A 22,076-nucleotide genomic window follows, 5' to 3' on the forward strand; every position below is an offset into this window, starting at 1 on the left:
ATCTCCCCACCAATTCGCCACAGCGATTTTTAGGGGGGGGAGATTTAGAGGCCATTTTTCAATGGAAGCGCTTTCTATAAAGGCGTCTAATAGGGGCTGAAACATGGTTATCCTTTTAAAGGAATTTTACAAAAAAATTTTTTTAAATCAAAGGCTTGATTAGGGCTAAATCAGGCTCATTGATGCAATGCGTGGCGTGCTGTTTTAAAATTTCTTTAGCATTGAAAGCGATTTTGATATGGGCATGTTTGAACATGCTCAAGTCATTCGCTCCATCGCCAACGACTAAAGTGCGATCTTTACTGATATTCAATAAGCGTTGTAAGGCGAGTAGCATTTCACCTTTAGAATGCGAAAACATCATATGCCCGGTAACCAAGCCGTTTAAGGCGTTATTTTCCACGATCAGCGTGTTACTGAAAGCCGCATCTAAATGCAATAAATCCCTGTAATGATTGGTCGCTAAATCAAAGCCTCCGCTGAAGCAAACCACTTTGTAATTTTTCTCTTTTAAGGCACTAATGAGATCAAACGCCCCCTCAAATAAAGGCAGACTTTCACAAACTTCTTTGGCTAGTTTTAAGGGCATGTTTTTGAGTTTAGAAACCCTTAAAATAAGACTTTTATGAAAATCTGTCTCGCCATTCATGGCTTGCGAAGTGATTGTTTTCACTTCATCAAACACCCCCCACGCCCTCGCTAAAGACTCAATCGTCTCAGCATTGACTAGCGTGGAGTCAAAATCAAAAACGGCTAGTTTTTGCACCCAATACCCTAAAATTAAGATTTCCTGCTTTTAGCGATCCCTTTGACATACTGATCAGCCAAATACAAGCCATGGTTTTCATTACCAATCAACTCAATTTTATCCAAAATATCCTTGAAAAGCACTTCTTCTTCATGCTGTTCAGCCACATACCATTGCAAGAAATTGAAAGTCGCATGATCTTTGCTTTTTATGGCGTGATCGACGATATTATTAATAGACTCGCTGATGTGTTGCTCATGTTCATAGGCTTTTTGGAAAATTTGAGTCAAACCTTCAAACTTATGCTCAGGCGCGCTGATGCTGGTCAATTGCACAGGCACATTGTTTTCATTCAAGAAGACGATAAGCTTTTTAGCATGCTCGTATTCTTCAGCCGCATGGTCAAACAAGAAAAGCCCCGAGCCATCTAAGCTATGGGTATAGCACCAAGAACTCATGCTCATATACAAGTTGGAAGAGTTCATTTCCTTATTCACTTGTTCGTTTAGCAACTTAATGATGTCTTTTGATAACATAGTATCTCCTTTGTGTTGGTTTAAGTTGTCCCATAATTATAGCATAAATGATAATGAAAAAGTAAACAAGAGTATGAAAATTTTCAAAAATTTATAAAAATGAGAAAGAACACCAGCCAATGGCTTGATAAAGCTTAGATTTTATCATAAAAATCACTTTAATGAGAATTAGGTAAAAAAGGGGTTGGTATCAATAGGGGGGATTAAAAGGGATATTTTTATATAATATATAAAAAGCATTCTTCAATCTAAAAATGCTACAATGTTTATCTTTAAAATGAAAGGCAATTTAACCATGGACTTTTTGGAAAAAGTATTAGACAATCAAGTTACTGAAAGTAAAGAATTAGTGAAGCTTTATGATTATGATTTATACACGCTAGGGGAAGCAGCGGATCACATGCGCCAGAACATGCACCAAAAAATCGTGTATTTTAATGTCAATAGGCATTTAAACCCTAGTAATATTTGCGCGGACGCTTGCAAATTTTGCGCTTTTTCAGCCCACAGAAAAAACCCTAACCCTTATGAAATGAGCTTAGAAGAAATCCTAGAAAAGGTTAAAAATTCCTACAACAAGGGGATTAAAGAAGTCCATATCGTGAGCGCTCATAACCCTAATTACTCCTATGAATGGTATTTAAAGGTGTTTGAAACCATCAAACAAGAAATGCCTAACTTGCACTTAAAAGCCATGACCGCTGCAGAAGTGCATTTTTTAAGCACTAAATTCAACAAACCTTTTGAATTGGTGCTAGAAGACATGCTCAAAGCCGGGGTGGATTCCATGCCGGGTGGGGGGGCGGAGATTTTTGATGAAGAGATCAGGCGTAAAATCTGTAGTGGTAAGGTGGGATCTTCTCGGTGGTTAGAAATCCATGCTTATTGGCACAAATTAGGCAAAATGAGTAACGCTACCATGCTTTTTGGGCATATTGAAGATAAAATCCATCGCATCGATCACATGCTAAGGATCAAAAAAATCCAAAGCCCTAAAAATAAAGTGGAAAATAAAGAAGGGGGCTTTAACGCTTTTATCCCTTTGTTGTATCAAAAAGAAAACAATTATTTGAAAGTGGGAAAATCCCCTAGCGCGATAGAAATCTTAAAAACCATCGCCATATCTCGCATTCTTTTAAACAATATCCCCCACATTAAAGCCTATTGGGCGACTTTGGGCTTGAATTTGGCTTTAGTGGCTCAAGAATTTGGCGCTAACGATTTGGACGGCACGATAGAAATAGAGAGCATTCAAAGCGCGGCAGGCGCGAAGAGCCGGCATGGTTTAGAAAAAGAAGATTTGGTATTTAAAATCAAGGATTCTGGCTTTGTTGCGGTAGAAAGGGATAGTTTGTATAATTTTATACAAAAATTTTAATGATTTTTAGCGTTTTTAAGAATGATTAGTTATAATAACGCTACTAACAACACTCAAGCTAAAATCTATTAAGGAAATCAGTATTAAAAAATTTATTCTATCTTCTCTTGTTTTCGCATGTATCAATACCGGCGTTGAAGCTTTAGAAAATGACGGCTCTAAACCAAACGATTTGGCTTCTCCAAAAGAAACTCCAAAAGAGGCTCAAAAAAGTGAGACTCAAAAGAATGAAGCTCAAAACGAAACCACTCAATCCAATCAAACGCCTAAAGAAATGAAAGTCAAGTCCATTTCTTATGTCGGGCTTTCTTACATGTCTGACATGCTCGCTAATGAAATTGTAAAGATTCGTGTGGGCGATATGGTGGATTCTAAAAAAATAGACACCGCTGTTTTAGCTTTGTTCAATCAAGGGTATTTTAAAGACGTTTATGCCACTTTTGAAAACGGCATTTTAGAGTTTCATTTTGATGAAAAAGCCAGGATTGCCGGGGTAGAAATCAAGGGTTATGGGACTGAAAAGGAAAAAGACGGCTTAAAATCCCAAATGGGGATCAAAAAGGGCGACACCTTTGATGAGCAAAAATTAGAGCATGCTAAAACGGCTTTAAAAACGGCTTTAGAGGGGCAGGGCTATTATGGGAGCGTGGTGGAGGTGCGCACAGAAAAGGTCAGTGAGGGCGCGTTATTGATCGTGTTTGATGTGAATAGGGGGGATAGTATTTATATCAAACAATCCATTTATGAGGGAAGCGCAAAATTAAAACGCCGTGTGATTGAGTCTTTGAGCGCGAACAAACAGCGCGATTTCATGGGTTGGATGTGGGGTTTGAATGACGGGAAATTGCGTTTAGATCAATTAGAATACGATTCTATGCGTATCCAAGATGTGTATATGCGTAGGGGTTATTTGGACGCTCACATTTCTTCGCCTTTTTTGAAAACGGATTTTTCTACCCATGACGCTAAGCTTCATTATAAAGTCAAAGAGGGGATCCAATACAGGATTTCAGACATTTTAATAGAGATTGACAACCCGGTAGTCCCCTTAAAAACCTTAGAAAAAGCCCTTAAAGTTAAAAGGAAAGATGTCTTTAATATTGAGCATTTAAGAGCGGATGCGCAAATTTTAAAAACCGAAATCGCCGATAAGGGTTATGCGTTTGCGGTGGTGAAGCCAGACTTGGATAAAGATGAAAAAAACGGGCTTGTGAAAGTTATTTATCGTATTGAAGTGGGCGATATGGTGTATATCAATGATGTCATCATTTCAGGGAACCAGCGCACGAGCGATAGGATCATCAGAAGGGAGTTATTGTTAGGGCCTAAGGATAAATACAACTTGACCAAACTGAGAAATTCCGAAAATTCTTTGAGGCGTTTAGGGTTTTTCTCTAAAGTCAAAATTGAAGAAAAAAGGGTGAATAGCTCGCTTATGGATTTATTAGTGAGCGTAGAAGAGGGGCGCACCGGGCAGTTGCAATTTGGGTTAGGCTATGGCTCTTATGGAGGGCTTATGCTTAATGGGAGCGTGAGCGAAAGAAACCTTTTTGGCACAGGGCAAAGCATGAGCTTGTATGCTAACATCGCTACAGGGGGGGGTAGATCTTATCCGGGCATGCCAAGAGGGGCGGGGCGTATGTTTGCCGGGAATTTAAGCTTGACTAATCCAAGGATTTTTGACAGCTGGTATAGCTCTACGATCAATCTTTATGCGGATTACAGGATAAGCTACCAATACATCCAACAAGGCGGAGGCTTTGGGGTGAATGTCGGGCGCATGCTGGGTAACAGAACCCATGTGAGCTTAGGGTATAACTTGAACGTTACCAAGCTCCTTGGTTTCAGCAGCCCTTTATACAACCGCTACTATTCCTCTGTGAATGAAGTGGTCTCTCCAAGGCAATGTTCCACACCCGCATCGGTGATTATCAACCGCTTATCAGGCGGTAGAACTCCATTGGTCCCTGAAAGCTGTTCTAATCCTGGAGCGATCACCACTTCACCAGAAATAAAAGGTATTTGGGATAGGGATTACCATACGCCTATCACCAGCTCTTTCACTCTTGATGTGAGCTATGACAACACCGATGATTATTATTTCCCTAGAAATGGGGTTATCTTTAGCTCTTATGCGACGATGTCTGGTTTGCCAAGCTCTGGCACGCTCAATTCGTGGAACGGGTTAGGCGGGAATGTCCGTAACACTAAAGTTTATGGTAAATTCGCCGCTTACCACCATTTGCAAAAATATTTATTGATAGATTTGATCGCTCGCTTTAAAACGCAAGGGGGCTATATCTTTAGGTATAACACCGATGATTACTTGCCCTTAAACTCCACTTTCTACATGGGGGGCGTAACCACGGTGAGAGGCTTTAGAAACGGCTCAGTTACGCCTAAAGATGAGTTTGGCTTGTGGCTTGGAGGCGATGGGATTTTCACCGCTTCTACTGAATTGAGCTATGGGGTGTTAAAAGCGGCTAAAATGCGCTTAGCGTGGTTTTTTGACTTTGGTTTCTTAACCTTTAAAACTCCAACTAGAGGGAGTTTCTTCTATAATGCTCCCCTCACGACAGCGAATTTTAAAGATTATGGCGTGATAGGGGCTGGGTTTGAAAGAGCGACTTGGAGGGCTTCTACAGGCTTACAGATTGAATGGATTTCGCCCATGGGGCCTTTGGTGTTGATTTTCCCTATAGCGTTTTTCAACCAATGGGGCGATGGCAATGGCAAAAAATGTAAAGGGCTGTGCTTCAACCCTAACATGGACGATTACACGCAACACTTTGAATTTTCTATGGGAACAAGGTTTTAAAATGCGCATCAACAGAGAAGAAATTTTGGATTTAATGAAAAACGCGCCCTTGAAAGAATTAGGGCAAAGGGCTTTAAAAATCAAGCAACGCTTGCACCCTGAAAACTTGACGACTTTTATTGTGGATAGGAATATCAATTACACCAATATTTGTTTTGTGGATTGCAAGTTTTGCGCGTTCAAACGCACCTTAAAAGAAAAAGACGCCTATGTGTTGAGCTATGAAGAAATTGATCAAAAGATTGAAGAATTGCTCGCTATTGGCGGCACGCAGATCCTTTTTCAAGGGGGAGTGCACCCGCAGCTTAAAATAGACTATTATGAAAATTTAGTCAGCCATATCGCTCAAAAATTCCCCACTATCACCATTCATGGTTTTAGCGCGGTTGAAATTGATTACATTTCTAAAATCTCTAAATTGTCTTTAAAAGAAGTTTTAGAAAGGTTGAAAAACGCCGGGTTAAGCTCCATTCCAGGAGCGGGAGCAGAAGTATTAAGCGATAGGGTGCGCGATGTCATTGCTCCTAAAAAATTGAGCAGTGATCGATGGATTGAAGTGCATAAAATGGCCCATCTTTGCGGGATTAAAAGCACGGCTACCATGATGTTTGGGAGCGTGGATAATGAAGAAGATGTAGTGGAGCATTTACAAAGGGTGCGCGATTTGCAAGATGAAACCGGCGGCTTTAGGGCTTTTATTTTATGGAGTTTTCAGCCCAACAACACCCCTTTAAAAGAAGAAATCCCAAGCATTAAAAAGGCGAGTTCCAATCGGTATTTACGCTATTTGGCATGCAGTAGGATTTTTTTAGATAACGTTCAAAACATACAAAGCTCATGGGTTACTCAAGGCTCTATGATAGGGCAGTTAGCTTTATTGTTTGGAGCGAATGATTTAGGGAGTGTGATGATGGAAGAAAATGTAGTGAAAGCGGCCGGGACGAGTTTTTGCATGAATGAAGCGGAAATGATAGAGCTTATTGAAGACATTGGGAGCGTGGCGGCTAAGCGAAACACCGCTTATGAAATCTTAAAGCGTTATCCGGCTAAAGCAAAGGTATAAAGAGCATGAAAAAATTTTTAATCACTTTATTATTAGGAGTTTTTATGGGGTTACAAGCGAGCGCTTTGACACACCAAGAAATCAATCAAGCTAAAGTCCCTGTGATTTATGAAGAAAACCATTTGTTGCCTATGGGGTTTATCCATTTAGCTTTTAGAGGGGGTGGGAGCTTAAGCGATAAAAACCAGTTAGGCTTAGCGAAACTATTCGCGCAAGTTTTAAACGAAGGCACTAAAGAGCTTGGTGCGGTGGGGTTTGCGCAACTTTTAGAGCAAAAAGCGATCAGTTTGAATGTGGATACCAGCGCAGAAGATTTGCAAATCACTTTAGAATTTTTAAAAGAATACGAAGATGAAGCCATTACGCGCTTAAAAGAACTTTTGAAATCCCCTAATTTCACGCAAAACGCTTTAGAAAAAGTCAAAACCCAAATGTTGGCCGCGCTTTTACAAAAAGAAAGCGATTTTGATTATTTGGCTAAATTGACTTTAAAGCAAGAACTTTTTGCTAACACCCCTTTAGCTAATGCGGCCTTAGGCACTAAAGAGAGTATTCAAAAAATCAAGCTAGAGGATTTGAAACAGCAATTTTCTAAGGTCTTTGAACTCAATAAGCTCGTGGTGGTGCTTGGGGGCGATTTGAAAATCGATCAAACCCTTAAGCGTTTAGATAACGCTCTTAATTTCTTGCCACAAGGTAAAGCTTATGAAGAGCCTTATTTTGAAACGAGCGATAAAAAAAGCGAAAAAGTCCTCTATAAAGATACTGAACAGGCTTTCGTGTATTTTGGTGCACCCTTTAAAATCAAGGATTTAAAACAGGATTTAGCGAAATCTAAAGTCATGATGTTTGTGCTTGGTGGGGGGTTTGGCTCTCGTTTGATGGAAAAAATCAGGGTTCAAGAGGGCTTGGCTTATAGCGTGTATATCCGCTCCAACTTTTCTAAAGTGGCGCATTTTGCTAGCGGGTATTTGCAAACCAAGCTCAGCACTCAAGCTAAAAGCGTTGCCTTAGTTAAAAAAATAGTCAAAGAATTTATAGAAAAAGGCATGACGCAACAAGAATTAGACGACGCTAAAAAGTTTTTACTAGGCTCTGAGCCTTTAAGGAATGAAACGATCTCTAGCCGCTTGAACACCACTTACAATTATTTTTATTTAGGTTTGCCTTTAAATTTCAACCAAACGCTGTTGGATCAAATCCAAAAAATGAGTTTGAAAGAAATCAATGATTTCATTAAAGCGCACACCGAAATCAATGACTTGACTTTTGCCATTGTGAGCAATAAAAAGAAGGACAAATAATGCCATTTGAAGCTGTAATCGGGCTAGAAGTCCATGTCCAACTCAACACTAAAACCAAAATCTTTTGCTCTTGCTCCACAAGCTTTGGAGAATCCCCTAATTCTAACACTTGCCCTGTGTGTTTGGGCTTACCGGGAGCTTTGCCGGTATTGAATAAAGAAGTGGTTAAAAAAGCCATCCAATTAGGCACAGCCATTGAAGCTCACATCAACCAACATTCCATTTTTGCGAGGAAAAATTATTTTTACCCTGATTTGCCTAAGGCTTATCAAATTTCGCAGTTTGAAGTCCCCATTGTGAGCGATGGGAAGTTAGAGATTGACACCAAAGAGGGCACAAAAATCGTGCGTATTGAAAGAGCCCACATGGAAGAAGACGCCGGTAAAAATATCCATGAGGGCAGTTATTCTTTGGTGGATTTGAACCGCGCTTGCACCCCTTTATTAGAAATTGTCAGCAAGCCGGACATGAAAAATAGTGAAGAAGCCATAGCGTATTTGAAAAAGCTCCATGCTATCGTGCGTTTTATAAGGATTTCTGATGCGAACATGCAAGAGGGGAATTTCAGGTGCGATGCGAATGTATCCATTAGACCTAAGGGCGATGGAAAGCTTTACACGAGGGTGGAAATCAAAAACTTGAATAGTTTTAGATTCATCGCTAAAGCGATTGAATACGAGATAGAGCGCCAAAGCGCGGCGTGGGAGAACGGGCGTTATAGTGAAGAGGTCGTTCAAGAAACACGCCTTTTTGACACTAATAAAGGGATCACCCTTTCTATGCGCAATAAAGAAGAATCAGCGGATTACCGCTATTTTAAAGATCCGGATTTGTATCCCGTTTTTATTGATGAGAAACTTTTAAAAGAAGCTCAAAAGATCAATGAATTGCCCAGCGCGAAAAAAACCCGCTACATGAAAGATTTTAACCTTAAAGAAGACGATGCGAATTTATTGGTGAGCGATCCTTTATTGGCGGAGTATTTTGAAAGCATGCTTAATCTTGGGGTTAAGGCTAAAACGAGCGTGACATGGCTTTGCGTGGAATTATTAGGGCGTTTGAAGGCTGAAGTTACTTTAGAAAATTGTGGGATTAGCGCTCATGCGTTAGGCGCTTTAGCCAAACGCATTGATGAGGGCAAGATTTCAGGCAAGAGCGCTAAAGATGTGTTAGACAAGCTTTTAGAAGAGCAAGGGGGCGATGTGGATACCCTTATTGAACAAATGGGCTTGTCTCAAGTCAATGACACGGAAGCGATTGTTAAAGTCATAGAAGAAGTGTTAAAAAACAACGCCGATAAGGTGCTTGAATACAAAAGCGGTAAGGACAAGCTTTTTGGGTTTTTTGTAGGGCAAGCGATGAAGAATCTAAAAGGGGCTAATCCTAGCGTGGTGAATGCTATTTTGAAAGAGAAATTGGATTGATGAGGAAAATTTTTTCTTATATTTCTAAGGTTCTATTATTTATTGGGGTGGTTTATGCAGAGCCTGATTCTAAAGTAGAAGCCTTAGAAGGGAGGAAGCAAGAGTCTTCTTTGGATAAAAAAATCCGCCAAGAATTGAAGAGTAAGGAATTAAAGAATAAGGATTTGAAGAATAAAGAAGAAAAGAAAAACACCGAAGAAAAGAAAACAACCAAAACCAGAGCAAAACCCAGAGCAGAAGTCCATCATGGGGATACCAAAAATCCCACTCCAAAGATCACGCCTCCTAAAATCAAAGGGAGTGGTAAGGGCGTTCAAAATCAAGGCGTTCAAAATAACGCGCCAAAACCTGAAAAAAAAGATACAACCCCTCAAGCTACTGAAAAAAATAAGGAAACAAGCCCTAGCTCTCAATTCAATTCTATTTTTGGTAATCCTAATAACGCTACCAACAACACCCTTGAAGATAAGGTCGTAGGGGGCATTTCTTTGCTCGTTAATGGCTCGCCTATCACGCTGTATCAAATCCAAGAAGAGCAAAAAAAATCTAAAGTGAGTAAGGCTCAAGCCAGGGATCGTTTGATTGCGGAGCGCATTAAAAACCAAGAAATTGAACGCTTAAAAATCCATGTAGATGATGACAAGCTAGACCAAGAAATGGCGATGATGGCACAACAGCAAGGCATGGATTTAAACCATTTCAAACAAATGCTTATGGCTGAGGGGCATTATAAACTCTATAGAGATCAGCTTAAGGAGCATTTAGAAATGCAAGAATTGTTGCGTAATATCTTACTCACGAATGTGGATACCAGCTCTGAAACTAAAATGCGCGAATATTACAACAAGCACAAGGAGCAATTCAGTATCCCCACTGAAATAGAAACCGTGCGCTACACTTCCACCAATCAAGAGGATTTAGAAAGGGCTATGGCAGACCCTAATCTGGAAGTCCCAGGGGTGAGTAAGGCTAATGAAAAAATAGAAATGAAAACCCTAAACCCTCAAATCGCTCAAGTCTTTATTTCGCATGAGCAAGGCTCTTTCACGCCCGTTATGAATGGGGGTGGGGGGCAGTTTATCACCTTTTATATCAAGGAAAAAAAGGGTAAAAACGAAGTGAGCTTCAGTCAAGCCAAGCAATTTATCGCCCAAAAATTAGTGGAAGAATCTAAAGATAAGATTTTAGAAGAGCATTTTGAAAAATTGCGCGTTAAGTCTAGGATTGTGATGATTAGAGAGTGATTTTTAGATTGTGCAACATTTCAATTTCCTCTATAAAGATTCTTTATTTTCTATTGCTTTATTCACTTTCATTATCGCTCTTGTGATTTTATTAGAACAGGCTAGGGCGTATTTCACCCGAAAGAGAAACAAAAAATTTTTACAAAAATTCGCCCAAAATCAAAACGCTTACGCGAGCAGTGAGAATTTAGATGAGCTTTTAAAGCATGCCAAAATTTCTAGTTTGATGTTTTTAGCCAGGGCGTATTCTAAAATCGCTGACATAGAAATGAGTATTGAAATCTTAAAAGGGCTTTTGAATCGCCCCCTAAAAGATGAAGAAAAAATCGCTGTTTTAGATTTATTGGCTGAAAATTATTTTAGCGTGGGGTATTTGCAAAAAACAAAAGACACCGTGAAAGAAATTTTGCGCTTTTCCCCAAGGAATGTGGGAGCGTTATTGAAACTTTTGCATGCGTATGAATTAGAAAAAGATTATTCAAAGGCTTTAGAGATTTTGGAATGTTTGGAAGAATTAGAAGTGCCTGAAATTGAAACGATTAAAAATTACCTCTATTTAATGCATTTAATAGAGAATAAGGAAGATGCGGCTAAAATCTTGCATGTTTCAAAAGCGTCGTTAGATTTGAAAAAAATCGCTTTAAATTATTTAAAATCTTATGATGAAAATCTTTTTTGGCAAGAAATTGATGCAACTAAACGGCTAGAAAATGTGATCGATCTTTTATGGGATATGAATATCCCTGCTTTTATTTTAGAAAAACATGCCCTTTTGCAAGACATCGCGCGATCTCAAGGGCTGCTTTTGGATAACAAACCTTGCCAAGTTTTTGAATTAGAGGTTTTACGCGCTCTATTGCATAGCCCTATGAAAGCGCGTCTGACTTTTGAATACCGCTGCAAGCATTGCAAACAAATCTTTCCTTTTGAAAGCCATAGGTGTCCTGTGTGTTACCAGTTAGCGTTTATGGATATGGTGCTTAAAATCTCTAAAAAAACGCATGCTGTGGGAGTGGATTAAGATGCAAGAAATTGAAATTTTTTGCGATGGCTCTTCTTTGGGCAATCCCGGGCCAGGCGGGTATGCGGCGATTTTACGCTATAAAGATAAAGAAAAAACCATCAGTGGGGGCGAAGAATTCACCACGAATAACCGCATGGAATTAAGAGCGCTCAATGAAGCCTTAAAAATTTTGAAACGCCCATGCCATATCACGCTTTATAGCGATTCGCAATACGTGTGCCAAGCGATCAATGTGTGGCTAGCTAACTGGCAAAAAAAGAATTTTACTAAAGTTAAAAATGTGGATTTATGGAAAGAATTTTTAAAAGTCTCTAAAGGGCATTCTATTGTGGCTGTTTGGATCAAGGGGCATAACGGGCATGCCGAAAACGAACGATGCGATAATCTCGCTAAATTAGAGGCGCAAAAACGGGTCAAAACGACCACTTAAAGGGAATAATGATGAAAAACAAACGCTCTCAAAATAGCCCTTATGTAACGCCTAATAACCCTTATCTAACGCTAGAAAAAGCTTTAGGGTATTCTTTTAAAGACAAGCGTTTATTGGAACAAGCCCTAACGCATAAATCATGCAAGCTCGCTTTAAACAATGAGCGCTTGGAATTTTTAGGCGATGCGGTGTTGGGTTTGGTGATAGGGGAGCTATTATACCATAAATTCTACCAATACGATGAGGGAAAACTCTCTAAATTAAGGGCTTCTATTGTGAGCGCGCATGGTTTTACTAAATTAGCGAAAGCGATCGCCTTACAAGATTATTTGCGCGTTTCTTCTTCTGAAGAAATTTCTAATGGGAGAGAAAAACCCTCTATTTTATCAAGCGCTTTTGAGGCTTTAATGGCCGGGGTGTATTTAGAAGCAGGGTTAGCTAAGGTGCGCAAAATCATGCAAAATTTACTCAATCGCGCTTACAAGCGTTTGGATCTGGAGCATTTGTTTATGGACTATAAAACCGCCTTACAGGAATTGACCCAAGCGCAATTTTGCGTGATCCCCACTTACCAATTACTCCAAGAAAAAGGCCCCGATCACCATAAAGAATTTGAAATGGCTCTATACATTCAAGATAAAATGTATGCGACCGCTAAAGGCAAAAGCAAAAAAGAAGCCGAACAGCAATGTGCTTATTATGCGCTTCAAAAACTTAAGGAAGCCAAATGAACACTTTGGGGCGTTTTTTAAGGCTCACGACCTTTGGGGAATCGCATGGGGATGTGATAGGGGGGGTATTAGACGGCATGCCTAGCGGGATTAAAATAGACTATGACTTATTAGAAAAGGAAATGAAGCGCCGCCAAGGGGGGAGGAACGTTTTCACCACGCCACGAAAAGAAGACGATAAAGTGGAAATAACAAGCGGGGTTTTTGAAGATTTTAGCACAGGGACGCCCATAGGGTTTTTAATCCACAACCAAAGGGCTAGGAGCAAGGATTATGATAACATTAAAAACCTTTTCAGGCCTAGCCATGCGGATTTCACTTATTTTCATAAATACGGCATCAGAGATTTTAGGGGTGGGGGGAGGAGTTCGGCCAGAGAGAGCGCTATAAGAGTGGCTGCTGGGGCGTTTGCTAAAATGCTTTTAAGAGAAATCGGTATTGTTTGTGAAAGCGGGATTATGGAAATAGGAGGTATTAAAGCCAAAAATTATGATTTCAATCACGCCTTAAAAAGCGAGATTTTTGCCCTAGATGAAAAACAAGAAGAAGCGCAAAAAACAGCCATTCAAAACGCTATCAAAAACCACGATAGCATCGGGGGCGTGGCTTTGATTAGAGCAAGGAGTGCAAAAACCAATCAAAAACTCCCCATTGGATTAGGTCAAGGGCTATACGCTAAATTAGACGCTAAAATCGCTGAAGCGATGATGGGGCTTAACGGGGTGAAAGCGGTTGAAATAGGCAAGGGGGTAGAAAGCTCTTTATTAAAAGGCTCAGAGTATAATGATTTAATGAATCAAAAAGGGTTTTTAAGCAATCATAGCGGGGGAGTTTTAGGGGGCATGAGCAATGGGGAAGAAATTATCGTTAGAGCGCATTTCAAACCCACGCCAAGCATTTTCCAACCTCAACAAACCATAGACATTAATAACAATGAATGCGAATGCTTGTTAAAGGGTAGGCATGATCCTTGCATTGCGATTAGAGGGAGTGTGGTGTGCGAGAGTTTGCTTTCATTGGTGTTAGCCGATATGGTATTACTCAATTTGACTTCAAAAATAGAGTATTTAAAAACGATTTATAATGAGAATTAAACGAAATTGGATACAATCAGCTTAAAAAGGATATAAATGGAAAAATTACCTAAAAAACGAGTTTCTAAAACCAAATCACAAAAACTTATCCATAGCTTAACCACCCAAAAAAACAGAGCCTTTCTCAAAAAAATCAGCGCTAATGAAATGCTTTTAGAGTTAGAAAAAGGGGCGTTTAAAAAAAATGAAGCTTATTTTATTTCTGATGAAGAAGATAAAAATTATGTTTTGGTGCCGGACAATGTGATCTCTCTTTTGGCAGAAAACGCCAGAAAGGCTTTTGAAGCCAGGCTTAGGGCGGAATTAGAAAGGGATATTATCACCCAAGCGCCGATTGATTTTGAAGATGTGCGCGAAGTTTCTTTGCAATTGTTAGAAAATTTACGCCAAAAAGACGGGAATTTGCCCAATATCAACACCTTAAACTTTGTCAAACAAATCAAAAAAGAACACCCTAATTTATTTTTTAATTTTGACAACATGTTCAAACAACCCCCTTTTAATGAGAATAATTTTGAAAATTTTGACAACAGCGATGAGGAAAATTTTTAATGCAAACCATTGATTTTGAAAAATTTTCACAATATTCAAAGCCCGGTCCACGATACACCAGCTACCCCACAGCGGTGGAGTTTAACGAAAATTTTAATGAAGAGAGCTTGAAAACGGCGTTTTTTAACCATGACCATCTCAAAAACCCCATGCCCTTATCGCTTTATACGCATTTGCCCTTTTGCAGGAGCGCGTGTTATTTTTGCGCTTGTTCAGTCATTTACACCAGCTTAGAAGAGAAAAAAACCCGCTATATCAGCTACCTTAAAAAAGAACTCGCTCTTTTAAAAAACGCGATGGATACCAACAGAGAAGTGGCGCAATTCCACTATGGAGGCGGCACGCCGACCTTTTTTTCACCCATTCAATTAGATGAAATCACGCAAAGCATTCAAGAAGTTTTCCCCAATTTCAGCCAAGATATTGAAATGAGTTGTGAGATTGATCCTAGGCATTTCACTAAAGAACACATGCAAACCTTGTTTGATAGGGGGTTTAACCGCTTGAGTTTTGGGGTGCAGGATTTTGATTTTGAAGTCCAAAAAGCCATTCACAGGATCCAGCCTTTTGAAATGGTTCAAGAATCGGTGAAACTCGCCAGAGATTACGGCATCAAATCCATTAATTTTGATTTGATTTATGGCTTGCCCAACCAGACTAAAGAAAGTTTTTTAAAAACTTTGGAATGGGTTTTGAAACTGGATCCGGACCGATTAGCGGTGTTTAATTACGCGCATGTGCCTTGGGTGAAAAAAACGATGCGTAAAATTGATGAGACCTTATTGCCAAGCCCTAGAGACAAACTAGAGATTTTAGAATCCCTCATCAGTTTTTTAGAAAAAGCCAACTACCAAATGATAGGCATGGATCATTTCGCTAAAAGCGATAATGAATTGTATCTAGCCCTTCAAAAGGCGGAGTTACGCCGTAATTTTCAAGGCTATACCACGAAGAAATTCACCCAAACCATTGGCATTGGCGTTACGAGCATTGGCGAAGGGGGCGATTATTACACGCAAAATTATAAGGATTTGCACCGTTATGAAAAAGCCCTTGATTTGGGGCATTTACCGGTAGAAAGGGGTGTAGTGCTCAGCCAAGAAGATGCGTTGAGAAAAGAAGTGATCATGCAAATGATGAGCAATTTAAAATTGGATTACTCTAAGATTGAAGAAAAATTTTCTGTTGATTTTAAAGTGCATTTTAAAAAAGAATTAGAAAAATTAAAGCCTTATGAAGAAGCGGGCTTGCTTTCTTTCAATTCTAAAGGCTTTGAGATGACAAAAACAGGGGGCATGCTCGTAAGAAACATGGCTATGGAGTTTGACGCGTATTTGCGTGGGGGCGAAAAACATTTCAGTAAAACGCTATGAATGAAAATGTTAATGGAAATATCTTTGAAGAAGTAGGGGACGCTTGCGTTAAATGCGCTAAATGCGTGCCAGGTTGCACCATATACCGCATTCATAAAGACGAAACGACTTCGCCTAGAGGCTTTTTAGATTTGATGCGCCTAAACGCTCAAAACAAGCTCCAATTAGACACGAATTTAAAACACCTTTTAGAAACTTGCTTTTTATGCACCGCTTGCGTGGAAACTTGCCCCTTTCATTTGCCCATAGACACTTTAATAGAAAAAGCCAGAGAAAAAATCGCTCAAAAATACGGCATCGCTTGGTATAAAAAATCCTATTTTTCCCTTTTAAAAAACCGCAAAAAAATGGATAGGGTGTTTTCGGTGGCGCATTTTTTAGCCCCTTGTATTTTCAAGCAAGTGGGGGATAGTTTAGAGCCTAGAGTGGTGTTTAAAGGCTTGTTCAAACGCTTCAAAAAAAGCGCTCTGCCTCCCTTAAATCAAAAAAGTTTTTTACAAAAGCATGCAGAAATAAAGCCTTTAGAAAACCCCATTCAAAAAGTGGCGATTTTTATAGGGTGCTTGAGCAATTACCATTACCAGCAAGTAGGGGAAAGCTTGTTGTATATTTTAGAAAAACTCAACGTTCAAGCGATCATCCCTAAGCAAGAATGCTGCTCAGCGCCTGCGTATTTTACCGGCGATAAAGACACCACGCTTTTTTTAGTGAAAAAAAACATAGAATGCTTTGAAAGCTATTTAGATAAAGTGGATGCGATCATTGTGCCTGAAGCCACATGCGCTAGCATGCTCATCAACGATTATTACAAGGTGTTTTTAGGCGAAAAGGATAAGGATTTGTATGTGAAGCGCTTGGAAAAAATCACGCCTAAAATCTATCTGGCGAGCGTGTTTTTAGAGAAACACACCCCCTTAAAAAGTCTTTTAGAAAAAATCCCTAAAGGGAAAAAAGAGACTATCACCTATCATAACCCTTGCCATGCCAAAAAAACCCTAAACGCTCACAAAGAAGTGCACAACTTGCTCAATGCGCATTATGAAATTAAAGAAATGCCGGACAATTGCTGCGGTTTTGGGGGGATTACGATGCAAACCGAAAAGGCGGAGTTTTCTTTAAAAGTGGGGCTTCTTAGGGCTAAAGAAATCATGGACACTCAAGCTAGAATTTTGAGCGCAGAATGTGGGGCATGCCACATGCAATTAAACAACGCCCTAAAGTCTTTAGACGACCCTAACACCCCGCCATTTTTGCACCCTTTAGAACTCATCGCTAAAGCTTTAAAAAGCGCTGAATAGAGGTTAAAAAGCGCTTAAAGGCATTTTTAACAATTAAAATATCAAAGAGCTTGCGAAAAGCAAGCGATAGCTTATTGAAAAAAGCGGTCTTCTTGGGTTAGGGGGTTGTTAAAGGGGGGTTGTAGGGGGGGAATTATTTCAAAATACCCCCTATCCCCTTAAGAGTTTTACAATAAAATGAAATCTAAAACAATAAAGCAAGTTAATTAAAATCCTATTTTTTTATATAATACAGGACTTTATAACACCGCTATAAGGAATGAAAAATGCAAGAAATCAGCGCCTATAAACTCATCAAAGAAAAACTGCACGCCATACCCAACCTTCGCCATAAAGGGAGCTTGTTTGAAAAAATTTCTAAACAATTTTTACAAGAGCATGACAGCGCTAACGAATACGAGTCTATTGATCTTTGGTATGATTGGGAATTAAGGGGGAAGGAGCGCGATAAGGGGATTGATATAGTCATTACGACCTCAAACAAAGAATACATCGCCGTGCAATGCAAATTCCATCAAAACAGCGTCTCGTATAACGACATTTCACCTTTTTTAACCCAATTGCAAAGCGGGGTGGGGGAGGTCAGGTTTAAAAAAGGGATCATCATCTCCACTTCTAATTTAACCTCTGAAGCCCTTAAAGCAATTGAGCAAATCAGAAGCACAGGAATGGGGATTGACATTGATGAAATCACTGAAGAGGATTTCATTTATTCTCGTATTGATTGGGAAAAGTTTGATCCCACAAAAACCGAAGACGAAATCCCCTTATGCGATAAGAAAAGGCCGCGCCCTCACCAAACGGAAGCGATTGAAAAGACTAAAGAGTATTTTTCTGACCCTAAAAACGCTAGAGGCAAGCTCATTATGGCATGCGGGACAGGCAAAACCTACACTTCTTTAAAAATCATGGAAGCTTTAGACCCTAAGATCACGCTTTTTCTAGCGCCAAGCATCGCTTTGCTTTCTCAAACTTTTAGAGAATACGCGCAAGAAAAAAGCGATCCCTTTTACGCTTCTATCGTGTGCAGCGATGATAAAGTCGGGCAAAGTAAGAACGAAGACAATGACGATATTAAATTTTCTGAGCTCCCTATAAAGGCCTCCACTCGCCTTGAAGACATTTTAAGCGTTTATGAAAAAGCGCAAAAAGAAAACAAGTGCTTCATCATCTTTTCAACTTATCAAAGTGCGTTGCGTATTAAAGAAGCGCAAGAAGCGGGTTTAAAAGAAATCGATCTCATCATTTGCGATGAAGCCCACAGAACGGTAGGGGCTATGTATTCTAGTAATGAAAGGGACGATAAAAACGCTTTCACGCTTTGTCATAGCGATGAAAATATCAAAGCGAAAAAACGCCTGTATATGACCGCCACGCCTAAAGTGTATAGCGAAAGCTCCAAAGCTAAAGCCAAAGAGAAAGATAAAATTTAAGCGGCGTTACTAACAGCGTGAATAAAAAGATCAGCCAGCTCAAAGCCGAAGGCACTAAATTAGATAAAAAGCTCATCAATAACGAATTTGTGTGTAAGATCGTTGGCACGCATAAAGGGTTAGCCAAGCAGGATCTAATCGTTTTAGACGATGAAAACAAAGAAGACAATGACTTGAAAAACAAAGCAGACACCTTTGTTTCTCAAAGAGCCATAAGCTTTTGTAAAAGCATACAAACGAGTAAAAATATCAAAGACTCCTTTGAAACGATCATGGAATGCTATGATGAAGAGCTGAAGAAAAAGAGTTTTAAAAACCTAAAAATCAGCATCGATCATGTTGATGGCACCATGAATTGTAAGGAGAGGCTTGACAAATTAGAAAACTTGAACCAATTCGAGCCTAACACTTGCAAGGTTTTAAGTAATGCTAGGTGTTTGAGCGAAGGGGTGGATGTCCCAGCACTAGATAGCATCGTCTTTTTTGATGGCAAAAGCGCTATGGTGGATATTATCCAAGCGGTGGGTAGGGTGATGCGCAAAGCCAAGTGCAAGAAAAGAGGCTATATCATTTTGCCTATCGCTTTAGAAGAGAGTGAAATTAAAAACCTGGATGAAGCCGTCAATAACACCAATTTCAAAAACATTTGGAAAGTGATAAAAGCCTTAAGAAGCCATGATTCAAGCCTGGTTGATGAAGCCACTTTTAAAGAAAAAATCAAAATCTTTGGAAGCGATGATAACAAAAAGCAAAACGATGAAAAAACCCTTTTTGACGCTATCTTATTGCAAGATCTAGCGGACGCTGTGTATAACGTCATGCCCACTAAATTAGGGGACAGGAATTATTGGGAAAATTTCGCTAAAAAAACGGGGAATATCGCAAGGACCTTGAATGAGCGCTTAAAAGACATTTTTGACAAAAACCCTGAAATTTTTGACAACTTTTTAACTTCGTTAAGAGGCAATATCCATCAAAACATCAAAGAAGAGGAAGCCTTAGACATGATCACTTCCCATGTCATCACTAAGCCCATTTTTGATGCGCTTTTTGGGGACAATATCCAAAACCCTATCGCAAAAGCCTTGGATAAAATGGTTTTAAAACTCTCTAGCTTGGGATTAGAAGGAGAAACTAAAGATCTTAAAAACCTCTATGAAAGCGTGAAAACCGAAGCGGTGCGCGCCAAAAGCCAAAAAAGCCAACAAGAACTCATTAAAAATCTCTACAACACTTTCTTTAAAGAAGCCTTTAGAAAGCAAAGCGAAAAACTAGGGATCGTTTATACGCCTATAGAGGTAGTGGATTTCATTTTAAGGGCCACTAACGGCATTTTGAAAAAGCATTTCAACACGGATTTTAACGATAAAAACATCACGATTTTTGACCCCTTCACCGGCACCGGGAGTTTTATCGCTCGTTTGCTTTCTAAAGAGAATGATCTCATTAGCGATGAAGCCTTGAAAGAGAAATTTCAAAAAGGTTTGTTCGCTTTTGACATCGTGCTTTTATCTTATTATATCGCTTTAATCAATATCACCCAAGTCGCGCAAAATAGGGACAGCTCGTTAAAAAATTTCAAAAACATCGCGCTCACGGACAGCTTGGATTACTTGGAAGAAAAAAGCGCTAAGGGGGTAATCCCTGGCTTTGAAGATTTGAAAGAAAACCAAGAAATCAAAACCACTATGGAAAAGCAAAACATTAGAGTCATCATCGGCAACCCGCCTTATTCAAGCGGCGCCAAAAGCGAAAACGATAACAACCAAAACCTCACCCACCCTAAGCTTGAAAAACGGGTTTATGAAACTTACGGCAAAAATTCCACCGCTAAAGTGGGGAAAACCACACGAGACGCGCTCATCCACAGCATCCGCATGGCGAGCGATCTTTTAAAAGATAAGGGGGTGATAGGCTTTGTGGTGAACGGGAGTTTCATTGACTCTAAAAGCGCGGACGGGTTTAGGAAATGCGTGGCACAAGAATTTTCGTATCTTTATGTGCTGAATTTGAGAGGCAATCAGCGCACTTCAGGGGAAGTGTCAAAAAAAGAGGGAGGGAAAATCTTTGATAGCGGATCCAGGGCGACGGTAGCGATCATCTTTTTTGTGAAAGATACGAACGCCCCCAATCATACGATTTATTACTACGAAGTGGAAGACTATTTGAAAAGAGAAGCCAAATTCAACTTACTCGCGGGTTTTGAAAATTTGGAATCTGTGCCTTTTAAGGAAATTGTCCCGAACGACAAAGGCGATTGGATCAACCAAAGGAATGAAGAATTTGAAAAACTCATCCCTTTAAAAAGAGACAAAAAACTCCAAAACGACAGCATTTTTGACATCAATTCTGGCGGTGTGGTGAGCGGGCGTGATCTTTGGGTGTATAACTTTTCGCCAAACGCTTTAATGCAATCGGTGCAAAAATGCATTGACACTTATAACGCTGACTTGAAGCGCTTCAATGAGGTTTTTAGGGAAGCTTTCAAACAACGCGCTAAAGGCGTCAAATCAGGCGAACTTTACAAACAACTTAATGATCAAGAAATCACCACCGATAAAACGAAAATCGCATGGGTTCAAAATCTTAAAACGCAACTGATAAAAGGGAAAAAACTCGATGATTTTTCGCAAGAAAAAATCTCTGTTAGTTTGTATCGCCCTTTTAACAAACAATATTTTTACTACGAGCGAGAGCTTGCTTGGAGTTTTTACTCAATGAAAAAAATTTTCCCGGATAAAAGTGCGCGTAATGTGGTGATTAATACTAGTTCAATGGCTTCAAGAAATTTTTCTTGCTTGATTGCAAACGAGATTACTGATGTCCAAACAATGGCGAACACCCAAGCTTACCCCTTGTATTATTACGATGATTTGGGGAATCGCTATAACGCTATCAGCGGCTATGCGCTCAACCTCTTTAGGAGGCATTATAAAGATAATGCTATCACTGAAGAAGAGATTTTTTATTACATTTATGCGATTTTACACCATAAAGGCTATTTGGAAAAATACAAAAATTCCCTCGCCAAAGAAGCGCCGCGCGTCGCTTTGAGCGAAGATTTTAAAGAACTCTCTATTCTTGGCAAAGAATTAGGAGAGTTGCATTTGAACTATGAGAATGGGGAAATGCACACAAGCGTTAAATACACCACACTGATGAACGCAGAAGTGGAAGGCTATTATGATGTGGTTCAAATGAAAAAGGATAAAAAAGGGGATAGCATCATCTATAACCAAAATATCACCATCACTCAAATCCCTAAAAAAGCCTTTGACTATGTGGTGAATGGCAAAAGCGCGATTGACTGGGTGATCGAACGCTATTCAATCACTAAAGATAAAGACAGCTTGATTGAAAACAACCCAAACGATTACGCCGGCGGCAAATATATTTTTGAACTCCTTTGTAGGGTCATCAAACTCTCTGAAAAAAGCGTGGATTTGATAGAAAAGATTAGCGAAAAGAGATTTGAGTGAAAAACCAACAAAAAAAGAGTCAATAAAAAGGGTATAAGAGGGCGTGAAAACAAACGCTTTTTATGCCCCTTATCCCAAAATCCCCCCAAAAACAGAAAAAATCGCAGAGCCAAACCGCTAAAACCCCCTAGAAAATTTAAAATTTTA

General features: G+C 39.6%; 14 protein-coding genes and 2 pseudogenes. 14 read left to right on the top strand and 2 right to left on the bottom strand.

The genetic code is table 11. The annotated features are described in order from the left end of the window. Positions 1 to 142: 142 nt before the first annotated feature. A complete protein-coding gene (gene serB, locus IC572_RS06980; protein ID WP_039090874.1) occupies positions 143 to 766 on the bottom strand; it encodes a phosphoserine phosphatase SerB in 624 nt (207 codons plus the stop codon). 14 nt (positions 767 to 780) lie between these two features. After that, complete coding sequence (locus tag IC572_RS06985; RefSeq protein ID WP_000949229.1) at positions 781 to 1,284, bottom strand: ferritin; 504 nt, start codon at positions 1,282 to 1,284, stop codon at positions 781 to 783. A 295-nt stretch (positions 1,285 to 1,579) separates the two neighbouring features. Here IC572_RS06985 and mqnE point away from each other — a divergent pair, with 295 nt between their 5' ends. From mqnE to IC572_RS07055, 14 genes and pseudogenes are all read left to right on the top strand, one after another. Next, positions 1,580 to 2,662: an aminofutalosine synthase MqnE gene (gene mqnE, locus IC572_RS06990; protein ID WP_187855607.1), complete on the top strand. Its 1,083-nt coding sequence runs from the start codon at positions 1,580 to 1,582 to the stop codon at positions 2,660 to 2,662. 82 nt (positions 2,663 to 2,744) lie between these two features. Beyond that, complete coding sequence (bamA, locus tag IC572_RS06995) at positions 2,745 to 5,480, top strand: outer membrane protein assembly factor BamA (RefSeq protein WP_187855647.1); 2,736 nt, start codon at positions 2,745 to 2,747, stop codon at positions 5,478 to 5,480. A gap of 1 nt (position 5,481) precedes the next feature. Beyond that, positions 5,482 to 6,543, top strand: a complete 1,062-nt coding sequence (locus IC572_RS07000) for a dehypoxanthine futalosine cyclase (RefSeq protein ID WP_187855609.1) — start codon at positions 5,482 to 5,484, stop codon at positions 6,541 to 6,543. Positions 6,544 to 6,548: 5 nt separating this feature from the next. After that, on the top strand, positions 6,549 to 7,847 hold the full coding sequence (locus tag IC572_RS07005; protein ID WP_181332496.1) for a M16 family metallopeptidase: 1,299 nt from the start codon (positions 6,549 to 6,551) through the stop codon (positions 7,845 to 7,847). Next, positions 7,847 to 9,271 carry an Asp-tRNA(Asn)/Glu-tRNA(Gln) amidotransferase subunit GatB gene (gene gatB, locus IC572_RS07010; RefSeq protein ID WP_187855611.1) on the top strand — a complete coding sequence of 475 codons (1,425 nt, stop codon included), beginning with the start codon at positions 7,847 to 7,849 and terminating at the stop codon, positions 9,269 to 9,271. Before IC572_RS07005 ends, gatB begins: the two co-directional genes overlap by 1 nt. After that, complete coding sequence (locus tag IC572_RS07015; RefSeq protein ID WP_187855613.1) at positions 9,271 to 10,515, top strand: SurA N-terminal domain-containing protein; 1,245 nt, start codon at positions 9,271 to 9,273, stop codon at positions 10,513 to 10,515. Before gatB ends, IC572_RS07015 begins: the two co-directional genes overlap by 1 nt. 10 nt (positions 10,516 to 10,525) lie before the next feature. Then, positions 10,526 to 11,536, top strand: coding sequence for a tetratricopeptide repeat protein (locus tag IC572_RS07020; protein WP_187855615.1), 1,011 nt, complete (start codon positions 10,526 to 10,528; stop codon positions 11,534 to 11,536). 1 nt (position 11,537) lies between these two features. Then, a pseudogene (gene rnhA, locus IC572_RS07025) lies at positions 11,538 to 12,006 on the top strand (ribonuclease HI). Beyond that, the gene (gene rnc, locus IC572_RS07030; RefSeq protein WP_001890433.1) at positions 11,981 to 12,700 is read left to right on the top strand and encodes a ribonuclease III; all 720 of its coding nucleotides are present in this window, start codon (positions 11,981 to 11,983) and stop codon (positions 12,698 to 12,700) included. The pseudogene rnhA and the gene rnc overlap by 26 nt, the downstream one beginning before the upstream one ends. Then, entirely contained in the window at positions 12,697 to 13,794 is a 1,098-nt protein-coding gene (aroC, locus tag IC572_RS07035) for a chorismate synthase (RefSeq protein WP_187855619.1), read from the top strand. Before rnc ends, aroC begins: the two co-directional genes overlap by 4 nt. Positions 13,795 to 13,830: 36 nt before the next feature. Further along, the gene (locus IC572_RS07040; protein ID WP_000413462.1) at positions 13,831 to 14,346 is read left to right on the top strand and encodes a DUF2603 domain-containing protein; all 516 of its coding nucleotides are present in this window, start codon (positions 13,831 to 13,833) and stop codon (positions 14,344 to 14,346) included. Beyond that, positions 14,346 to 15,719: an oxygen-independent coproporphyrinogen III oxidase gene (hemN, locus tag IC572_RS07045; RefSeq protein WP_187855620.1), complete on the top strand. Its 1,374-nt coding sequence runs from the start codon at positions 14,346 to 14,348 to the stop codon at positions 15,717 to 15,719. Before IC572_RS07040 ends, hemN begins: the two co-directional genes overlap by 1 nt. After that, entirely contained in the window at positions 15,716 to 17,017 is a 1,302-nt protein-coding gene (locus IC572_RS07050; RefSeq protein WP_187855622.1) for a (Fe-S)-binding protein, read from the top strand. The genes hemN and IC572_RS07050 overlap by 4 nt, the downstream gene beginning before the upstream one ends. A gap of 266 nt (positions 17,018 to 17,283) precedes the next feature. Further along, a pseudogene (locus tag IC572_RS07055) lies at positions 17,284 to 21,929 on the top strand (type ISP restriction/modification enzyme). Positions 21,930 to 22,076 lie beyond the last annotated feature (147 nt).

The sequence above is a fragment of the Helicobacter pylori genome (assembly GCF_014496485.1).
Lineage (GTDB): Bacteria > Campylobacterota > Campylobacteria > Campylobacterales > Helicobacteraceae > Helicobacter > Helicobacter pylori_DD.

What these genes read in the sequence shown, in the direction of transcription:
- IC572_RS06985 (WP_000949229.1), bottom strand. Translation starts at nt 1,284, where the DNA reads ATGTTATCAAAAGACATCATTAAGTTGCTAAACGAACAAGTGAATAAG.
- mqnE (WP_187855607.1), top strand. Translation starts at nt 1,580, where the DNA reads ATGGACTTTTTGGAAAAAGTATTAGACAATCAAGTTACTGAAAGTAAA.
- IC572_RS07000 (WP_187855609.1), top strand. Translation starts at nt 5,482, where the DNA reads ATGCGCATCAACAGAGAAGAAATTTTGGATTTAATGAAAAACGCGCCC.
- IC572_RS07005 (WP_181332496.1), top strand. Translation starts at nt 6,549, where the DNA reads ATGAAAAAATTTTTAATCACTTTATTATTAGGAGTTTTTATGGGGTTA.
- gatB (WP_187855611.1), top strand. Translation starts at nt 7,847, where the DNA reads ATGCCATTTGAAGCTGTAATCGGGCTAGAAGTCCATGTCCAACTCAAC.
- IC572_RS07015 (WP_187855613.1), top strand. Translation starts at nt 9,271, where the DNA reads ATGAGGAAAATTTTTTCTTATATTTCTAAGGTTCTATTATTTATTGGG.
- rnc (WP_001890433.1), top strand. Translation starts at nt 11,981, where the DNA reads ATGAAAAACAAACGCTCTCAAAATAGCCCTTATGTAACGCCTAATAAC.
- aroC (WP_187855619.1), top strand. Translation starts at nt 12,697, where the DNA reads ATGAACACTTTGGGGCGTTTTTTAAGGCTCACGACCTTTGGGGAATCG.
- IC572_RS07040 (WP_000413462.1), top strand. Translation starts at nt 13,831, where the DNA reads ATGGAAAAATTACCTAAAAAACGAGTTTCTAAAACCAAATCACAAAAA.
- hemN (WP_187855620.1), top strand. Translation starts at nt 14,346, where the DNA reads ATGCAAACCATTGATTTTGAAAAATTTTCACAATATTCAAAGCCCGGT.
- IC572_RS07050 (WP_187855622.1), top strand. Translation starts at nt 15,716, where the DNA reads ATGAATGAAAATGTTAATGGAAATATCTTTGAAGAAGTAGGGGACGCT.